Origin of the sequence: Oscillibacter sp. ER4, assembly GCF_000765235.1 — a bacterium.
Classification (GTDB): Bacteria; Bacillota; Clostridia; order Oscillospirales; family Oscillospiraceae; genus Hominicoprocola; species Hominicoprocola fusiformis.
Genome location: NZ_JPJG01000114.1, coordinates 1 through 9300 on the forward strand (window position 1 = coordinate 1; position 9300 = coordinate 9300).

A 9300-nucleotide genomic window follows, 5' to 3' on the forward strand; every position below is an offset into this window, starting at 1 on the left:
AAGGAGACAAGTGGTTTGTCGAAGAAAAGGAGGCCAGCCTATGATTTTATCCCACAAGCAGATCGAAGAAATTGCCGCAGCCGTGACCAAGGGCTTCAACGAGTTCTTTTTCGGAAAGGACGCTGACATCGGGCGGACAACCGTTCGGGCAACACCGATTGATCAGTTCGCCAGAGACTATCTCGGATTAAGCGTTTCCTTTGCCCGCCTGTCCACGGACGGAAGCCTCTGCGGGCTGACGGCCTATACCGATACCGAGTACACAGTTGAGGAACAGGGCGTTAGACGGACAATTCCTCTGAAAGCGAATCAGGTGCTTCTTGACGCAAGTTTTATTCAGCCGGGACAGGTTCATGCCTTATGCGGAAAGCGGAGGTTCACGCTTGCCCATGAGTGCGCACATCAAATCCTGTTCGGTATGGAGAGCGACGAGGTTAAGAGAGCGCAGGAAAAGAGATACGCTCCGAGGATTGCTTACTCGCTTCGTGATCTCAAGACCCGTGAGGACTGGAACGAATGGCAAGCCAATGTCCTGGGCGCAGCCATCCTGATGCCTCAGAAGGAAATCGACAATGCCATGAGGCAGTTTGCCTGTGGCCGTGTTCTGAAAAACTATGAGGGGAGGTTTTCTTATATTGACCGCTTATCCCTGACTCTGCTGTGCCAGTCTCTCGGCGTTTCCAAGTCCGCCGCCATCATACGGCTGCGGCAGCTCGGCTATATCGAGGACTGCCCGTATGCAGAGTACGACGATCCATTGGAGGTATGGCCGTGAGCAGCAAAAATATCCGGGTTTCCGAGCCATCGCCGGAAATGCAGACTAAGATACAGAGGGCGCGACGCGCCATATCCTGTCAGAGAATGCGAATGGTGAAATGTCCCTACTGCGGGCATAACGCCATCGCCGTATTTGAGGACACAAGAGGTCATGTCCAAGCAAAGTGTAAGGCTTGCGGGCGTGAAACTGTCTTTGATGTCCTCAGCATGAGAAGGTTACGACTCCGTCTGAACGGTCGGAGATAATAACAAACAATAAAATATTTTGATAGCTGTGCTGTGGAGCCGCTGATTGGTGAGTCTTCCTAATGCCGCATGAACAGAGTTTTCGGACTCTGTTTTATCGGTATGGGATTATAGCTCACCGTCATGCGGCTCCTTTTTTGTCTCGTCCATCCGCTGCTTCGCACCGGCGGAAAGGACAAGACAATGAAAATTCCCAAGACCCCAATCGAGTTCGATTATGACCTCTGGACTACGGAGGACGGCAAGTGCATGGTGCGCGTGAAGGCCACCGGTGAAGTGACAGAGGTTGACCGCGAGATCATGAAAGCGCTCCGTGCCGAGGAAAAGAAGCTCAGACGCTCCTACGGCTCGGACGGAAATTCCGAGGATGAAGACAGCGAAGAAAAGCCTTCCGGTGCAGACCTGTCTCTCGATGCTCTGCCGGATGATGATGTGAAGACTTCCGCGTGGCTGGCTGATCCCCATGACTTTACCAACGACATCACGGCGCAAATGCTTGAGGCGGAGTTGATAGCTTCGCTGACGGATGTTCAGCTTGATCTGTACCGGAAGTGCATCGTGGGAGGTAAGCCCCTGCGCAAATATGCGCGGGAGGAAGGCATCAACTTCAAGTGCGCATGGAAGCGCAGAGAACTGATTCAGAAAAAAGCAAAAAAAATTTTTGGATGAGGGCCATCAAACGCCAAAAAAATGTCCGTTGTAAAGTGAAGGGGTTAATCAGACGCCTTCACGGTTCCTTGACAACTGAATAGTCAGTGCTGCGGATCTTTCCTCTTCTCTCGAAGCAACCTGTCTTCTGCCGCCATGACCTCCCATACGGGAGCGAGCGATCAACAGAGAGACTGAACAGCCGTGTGGTGCGGCTGATTGCGATGATGGAGAAGTTGGGTACAATGATACTCCCGTCCCAAGTTTTTGAGGCGGCTCGGAGCGTTCCTCGGAGGGGTGAGATTCCCGTGATACCGGTTGACCGCCGGTAGTCCGCAGCATTCCCGGAGCCGTAAGGCTTTTCTGGCAGGGGTGCGAGCTGCAAATATGCCGGAACATGAAACAAACCCTTTTGGGGTGGCGCTGCAAGCGCCATCCCTTGAAACTCTCAATATAGTTTCAGGATGAAAACTATGTGGCAGAGGATCGCAGAAGGTCCTCTGCCATATCCTTTTGTCCTGAACAAACATCAGGCCAAGGAGGTGTTTAGCTTATGATGGGCATTGAGGCAATGAAAACGGTTGACCCGAAGAATGTTGACCGAAGCGTGCTCGTTCAGCGCAGCAGCGTCCGGCTCAACCCGGATGCACCGAGGGAGGATCGGCTGCGTGATTTCATCCGGCAGATTAAAAATCCTTACTGCTATCTGGATGGGAAAACGGTGGTGAAGATCACCTTCTCCAACACAGACACGACTATGGAGGACTGTCTGGAACATTATCTGAGAGGTCTTTGATTATGAACAAATTGAATCTTTTCACCCGGTTCTATGGACAAGCGAATGGGTTTTGTGGTATAATCTGATCAGGTCAAAAAAGAAGAAACGGACTGAGCCGCCCGCCGAGATGCTGGGGGCTTTATCCTGTTTCTGTCATAACGGAAGCACAGCCTTCGTCTTTCTGATTTGATGTATCACACCAAACAGAAACACGGAGGTTATTTTTATGCCAAAAAAGGTTTACCGAACGGCGATCTACTGCCGGTTGTCCCGTGAGGATGGAGACAAGGTTGAAAGCAACTCCATCGCAAGTCAGCGGGCTATCTGCGAAGACTTCATCGCCAAGCACGACGATCTGGAAATTGTCTGCGAGCCGTTTATTGATGACGGTTACAGCGGCGTTTCCTTTAATCGTCCGAGTTTCAAAAAGCTCGAAGAGGCAATCCGCAAGGGAGCGATTGACTGCATTGTGGTCAAGGATCTCAGCCGGTTTTCAAGAAACTACATCGACGGCGGGCGCTATCTTGAGAAGATCTTTCCGCAGCTCGGCATCCGGTTTATTGCCATCAACGATGCTTACGACAGTCTGACCGGCGATCCTCAGTCTGACTCCTTCGTCATTCCTTTCAAGAACCTGATTAACGATTCCTACTGCAAGGACATCTCCATGAAAATCCGTTCCAGCTTGGAGGTCAAGCAAAAAAGCGGCGAGTTTGTAGGTGCTTTTGCTCCCTACGGCTACAAGAAGTCCCCGGAGAATAAGAACCAGCTCATTGTTGATGAAGCGGTCAGTGAGTATGTGCAGATGATATTTGCCATGTATAAGGACGGCATCTCCATCGGGCGCATCGCTGCCAGACTGAATCAGATGGGTGTTCTCTCTCCGATGGAATATAAGCACTCAGCCGGTGTGAAGTACGATACCGTCTTCAAAACCGGAAACACAGCTCAGTGGACCTACAACGCAGTACAGCGGATTTTGACCAACGAGGTTTACATCGGCGTTCTGGCTCAGGGCAAGCGCGGCACTCCCAACTACAAAGTCCGTGTTGTTCAGAAAAAGGATGAAGAGGAATGGATCAAGGTTGAGAACACTCATGAAGCTCTCGTCTCTTACGAAGACTTCATGGCAGTCAAGGCAATGATGAAGCGCGATATGCGCTGTTCCTCCGATCAGGAGGAAGTTCATCTGTTTTCCGGCTTCCTGTTCTGCGGAGACTGCAAGCAGTCCATGATCCGCAAAACCGTTCCATCGAAGACAAAGAAGTACATCTACTATGTCTGTTCGACAAACAAGCACAGCCGGACCTGCAGCCCTCACAGCATCAGCGAAAAGGAGCTGGAAGAAAAGGTATTCCGCGCTGTCCACGATCAGATTGAGCTTGTTATCAATCTCGAAAATGCCCTTGCCATGATTGATCGGCTTCCTGCGCAGAACCGCAAGGCTTTCAACTATGAAGCTCAGATCACTAAGCTGGAAGAGGAAATTGAGCGGTATCAGAAGCTCAAGCTCCGGCTCTATGAGGATCTTTCGGATGGGGTTATCGACAAGACGGAATACTTCGAGTTCCGGAACAGCTACACAAAAATCATTGAAGAAAAGCAGGAAGCAATCCTGCGGGTCAAAAAGGAAATGAAGCAGACTGTGGCAACCGGTACATCCGAAAGGAACTGGGTGATGCTCTTCAAGCAGTATGAAAACATTGACGAGCTGAACCGCCGCGTTCTCATGGCGCTGGTGGACCGCATTCTGATCTATGAAAATCACACAATCGAAATCGTCTTCAAATACAGAGACGAATATCAGCAGACACTCGAATATGTCCTCGGCTACTCCGGGGAACTTGACATTGCCGTGTAAAGGAGGGATGAGCAAATGGCACGAAAAAGCAGAAAAATCACAGCAGCGGCGGAACCTGTTATTGAGGTACAGCCGACCGAGACATTCCCTACGGCCATCTATGCCCGTCTTTCCGTTGAGAACAGCGGCAAGTCCGAAAAGGTGGATGTCATCGCCAATCAGATTGAGATTTGCAAGTCTTATATTGCGGACCGTCCGTATCTTGATCTGATTGATACCTATATCGACAACGGCCATACGGGAACGGTTTTCGACAGACCGGAGTTCAACCGCCTGATCAACGACATCAAAACCGGCAGAATCAAATGCCTGGTTGTCCGCGATCTCAGTCGGTTTGGGCGTGATTACATTGAAACCGGCACCTATCTGGAACGCATCTTCCCGCAGATCGGCTTACGGTTCATTGCCATCAAGGAAAACTACGACAGCTTTGATACGGATGGTTCCAGCGAGAGCCTGATGATTCCGCTGCAAAACATGATCAATGCTCTGTACTCGAAGGACATCTCACGAAAAGTCTCCACAGCGCTGAAAGCTCAGATGGAGGACGGAACCTTTGTCAAAAGAAATCTGCCCTATGGTTACAAGTGGGATGAGGAACACAGCAATATGGTTATCGACGAAGAGGCTGCCCAGTATGTGCGGCTGATATTCCGGTGGAAGCTCGAAGGAAAATCCAATGTCTACATACTGGACACGCTTGAGAGCATGGGCGCTCCCACACCGGAGTATCAGAAACGGGTGAACGGCACCCGAAAGGGAGACGGCTATTCCCGGAACGGCTGGAACCGTTCGACGCTTCCTGAAATCCTTACAAATCCGCACTATGTCGGAGATACCGTTCTTGGTCGTTCTCTGAGGGCGCTGTATAAAGGTGTTCGTCCCCATAAAATCAAGGACAAGGATCAGTGGATTGTATTCCCGAACACACACGAGGCGATCATCTCCCGCGAGGACTTTGAGAAGGTACAGGACATATTGGAAGCCGCCTCTGCGGAAAGACAGGCAAAAATGGAGAAATCCGAAGAGATACGCTCTACGCTCATCAACCTCTTTGAGGGCAAAATCGTCTGTGCGGACTGCGGCAGGAAGATGTACTTCCACAAAAAGCGGATCGACAAGGACAAGCGCGGGCGCTGGTATGCGTTCTATGAATGCAGCACTGCGGTTTCCAGACGGCATCAGCACTGCACCCCGCACTACACCCGACAGGACACGCTTGAAGCAGATGTCCTCGCAGCGATCCAGCTTCAAGTCAAGGCGGCTCTGGATTATGACAGACTGCTGGACAAGCTCAGAGGCAGCGAGGGTGAGAAAAACATCCGGGAAAAGCTGAACGGTCAGATCACAAGTCTGAATCTCAAGCTCTCCGCTCTCTCCAAGAAGCGTACCCGGCTCTATGAGGATTTTGCCGAGGGCGTTCTGGATGAAGAAGAATACTCCTTTGCAAAGAAGAGCTACGATGAACAGTATGCGGACCTGTCCCGCCGTCTGGACGAGGCGGTTCAGCGCAGAAGCAAGTTTTCCGAGGCAATGTCTGTTGATAACAAGTGGATCACGCTGATGAAATCGGTCAGCACCGCCACCCGGCTTACGCAGGATTTGGTGGATGAATCCATAGAGCTTGTGAAGGTGCATGAGAACGGCGCGATTGAACTGATCATGAAATACGGCGATCTCTACGCTCTTACCTTACAGAGCATCAAGGAAGTACAGGAGGCGATGTGATATGAGCAAAGACTACACCATCGGCATCTACATCCGCCTCTCACTGGCTGATGAAGATACCGGTTACGGAAACAAGACGGAAAGCGACAGCATCAGCAATCAGCGTATGCTCATAAACCGCTATCTGGATAACCACCCTGAGCTGTCCAAGTGTCCGAGGCTTGAGTTCGCGGATGACGGTTATACCGGCACGAATTTTCACCGGCCTCAGTTCACGGCAATGATGGAAAAAGTCAGGCGCGGTGAGATCAATCTGATTTGCGTTAAGGACTTCTCGCGGTTTTCCCGTGACTATATCGAAACCGGTAACTATCTGGAATGCACCTTCCCGTTCATGGGTGTTCGGTTCATTTCCATCAACGACGGCTACGACAGCGACGAGTACAAAGGCACGACGGGAGGACTTGAGGTTGTCATGCGCAGCATCATCTATGCCGCGTACAGCAAGGATCTCTCTGTAAAGACCACTTCGGCCAAGGTTCAGATGATGAAACAGGGCAAGTATGTCGGCGGCTATGCGCCCTATGGCTATATGATGCACCCGACAAAGCGGAATGCCCTTGCAGTTGATCCTGACTCTGCTGCCGTTGTCCGGCGCATCTTCGACGAGGCTCTGGCCGGAAACAATACCTCCGTCATTGCGGATATGCTGAACGACGAAAAGGTTCCGACACCCGGCCAGTATTTCAGAAGCAAGTACCCTGACAACAAGAAGTTTCTCCGCATGAGCGAAAAGATAAGCTGGACAACCTCTATGGTTCACAAAGTGCTGGTCAATCAGCTCTATACCGGAGCAATGGTCAGTCACAAGCGGAAGTCCTGCGGTGTGGGAAACAGGCGGACAGTAGCCAACGATCCGATCATCGTTGAGGGAACTCATGAAGCCATCGTTAGCAAGGAAGAGTTTGAAGAAGCGCAGAAGGTTATCCGGGGTGGTATTAAAAATCCTGACCGCAAGGTCAAGGAATATCCGCTGCGGGGGCTAATCTGCTGCGGCAACTGCAAACGCGCCATGTATCGCGGAAAAACAAGAAACGACGGTATTTTCTTTACCTGTACGCACTCAACGCACGATAAAGATACTGACTGTGCGGTTGGCGAAAAGTACAGCGAAGCATGGCTGGAGTCCATCGTCTTTCATGCGATTGGGGACTATCTGGCACTGGCAGAAAAACAGGCGGTTCAGAACCGGGAGGTCGGGTATCTCAGGAAGTCAGCGATCACGGAATGCGCCGCCAAGATACGATCCTTGCAGACACAGACAGAACAGCTCAAGGGTGTGAAGCTGCGGCTGTACGAGAAGTACACTTCCGGCAGCATTACGAAGCAGGAATACCTCAAGCAGAAATCCGACACCGATGCCAAGTTAGCGGAGAACGCTGAGGCGATCCGGTTTGCCGAAGAACGAATGCGGGAGCTTGACTCTGAGCAGCCTTGTTCCGACGAACGGCTGGATGCCGTGTGCAATGAGTACCGGAACAGTTCGGCTCTGACCTATGAGCTGGCTCACGCATTTATCTCAGCAGTCTATGTCCACAATCAGGACAACATCGAAATCGTCTGGAAGTTCAAGGACTTCCTTTCAGAAACGGAGGCTGAGTAGGTTGATCGTTGCGGTCTACGCCCGCGTAGCTACCAAGGAACAGCTTGACGATAAAGATTATCCTGAGCGTCAGACAGAAATGCCAGAACGGCGGGAGGATCAGAATCCGGCTCAGACAAATCAATCAGGGGCTTGATGAGATGCAGCAAGCCGTTCACGGGTGGTTGTCCACCTATGAACGGCTTGTAAATTCTCAATATTTTTTTAGTTCCTACTTGACACAAGAAGACCTGAGCCGTCTCGGAAGGGACTATCTGAAGGTGGGATACTACACCGAGATAGCATTCCCGGAGGCGGATGTGCGGTTCATTGCCATCAACAACGGCGTGGACAGCGCAAGCCAGACCGAGAGCGATTTCACCCCGTTCCTCAACATCATGAACGAGTTCTACGCCAAGGATACGAGCAAGAAAATCCGTGCCGTATTCAAGGCAAAAGGACAGGCCGGAAAGCCGCTCTGCACGAATCCGCCTTACGGCTATCTGAAGGACCCGGAGGACAATATGCACTGGATCGTGGACGAGGAGGCCGCAAAGGTAGTGCAGACGATTTTCGATTTATGCATGAAGGGTTATGGTCCCTCACAGATCGCACAGGAACTGCATGAGCGGCAGATACCCGTTCCTACGGCACACTTGCAATCCATCGGAGTGAAAACACCCGGAAAAGTGCCGGATGACATCTATGCGTGGTCTCCTCGGTCTGTAGCGGATATTCTCGATAAACAGGAGTATCTGGGCCACACGGTGAATTTCAAGACCCACAAAAAATCCTTCAAAATCAAGAAGAAGATCAATAACGATCCTTCTGAATGGGCTGTGTTCGAGAACACCCACGAGGCCATTATCGAGCAAGGCGTCTTCGATGCCGTAAAACGCATACGTGACGGACGCAGACGGGTAGACCGCCTCGGTGCCATGCCGATGTTCTCCGGAATGCTTTTCTGCGCCGATTGCGGTGCGAAACTTTATCAGGTCCGGGGTAAAGGCTGGCCACACGAAAAAGAGTACTTCGTATGCGCCAGCTACCGGAAGATCAAAGGCGGCTGTAGTTCCCATCAGATCCGGAATGTGGTGATTGAGCAGCTTCTCCTCGATGACCTACAACGGGTCACGAATTATGCCCGGAACCACGAGGCCGAATTCATACAGCTGGTTACCAAGAGTTCCGAAAAGGCTCTCGAAAAGGAGATCAGGGACAGCCGCCGTGAGTATGAAGAGGCCAATGCCCGGATTACCAAGCTGGACACCCTGATTCAGCGGATTTACGAGGATAATGTGGAGGGCAAGATCAGCGATGAGCGGTTTGCAAAAATGTCCGCTACATATGAGGCGGAGCAAGCTCAACTGACCGAACGGGCCGCCGAACTGGAAAAGCTCCTGTCCGATGCACGGCAGAAAGCCATCAACGCAGATTATTTCCTTTCGCTGGTACGCAAGTACACGGATATTCAGGAGCTGGACGCACAGATCATCCGGGAATTTGTGGAGAAGATTCTGGTCTTCAAACCCGAAAAGGTCAATGGCCGGAGGGTGCAGAGAATCCGTATTATCTACAATTGCATCGGGGTGTTAGCGCCGGGAGAAAATCGCCATTTTGAGCCGGGAGAAAACAGCCAATTTCAGCCGGACAGAAATCGCCAATCCGGGCCGGGAGGGT

Annotated in this window: 7 protein-coding genes; all 7 read left to right on the forward strand. The window is 51.4% G+C overall.

Annotation, left to right across the window (positions count from 1 at the left end; translation table 11 throughout):
* Nucleotides 1-40 precede the first annotated feature (40 nt).
* Nucleotides 41-775: an ImmA/IrrE family metallo-endopeptidase gene (locus tag NI20_RS0113280; RefSeq protein ID WP_033121868.1), complete on the forward strand. Its 735-nt coding sequence runs from the start codon at nucleotides 41-43 to the stop codon at nucleotides 773-775.
* Nucleotides 776-1206: 431 nt separating this feature from the next.
* Nucleotides 1207-1692, forward strand: a complete 486-nt coding sequence (locus tag NI20_RS0113285; protein ID WP_033121873.1) for a hypothetical protein — start codon at nucleotides 1207-1209, stop codon at nucleotides 1690-1692.
* 532 nt (nucleotides 1693-2224) lie between these two features.
* Nucleotides 2225-2467 carry a DUF6870 family protein gene (locus NI20_RS0113290; protein WP_033121869.1) on the forward strand — a complete coding sequence of 81 codons (243 nt, stop codon included), beginning with the start codon at nucleotides 2225-2227 and terminating at the stop codon, nucleotides 2465-2467.
* Between the two features lie 208 nt (nucleotides 2468-2675).
* Nucleotides 2676-4310, forward strand: coding sequence for a recombinase family protein (locus tag NI20_RS0113295; RefSeq protein WP_033121870.1), 1635 nt, complete (start codon nucleotides 2676-2678; stop codon nucleotides 4308-4310).
* A 15-nt stretch (nucleotides 4311-4325) separates the two neighbouring features.
* On the forward strand, nucleotides 4326-6038 hold the full coding sequence (locus NI20_RS0113300; protein WP_033121871.1) for a recombinase family protein: 1713 nt from the start codon (nucleotides 4326-4328) through the stop codon (nucleotides 6036-6038).
* A gap of 1 nt (nucleotide 6039) precedes the next feature.
* A complete protein-coding gene (locus NI20_RS0113305) occupies nucleotides 6040-7641 on the forward strand; it encodes a recombinase family protein (protein ID WP_033121872.1) in 1602 nt (533 codons plus the stop codon).
* Nucleotides 7642-7781: 140 nt separating this feature from the next.
* Nucleotides 7782-9300: recombinase family protein (locus tag NI20_RS0113310; protein WP_081958525.1), on the forward strand; the 1519-nt coding region annotated here is incomplete at its 3' end.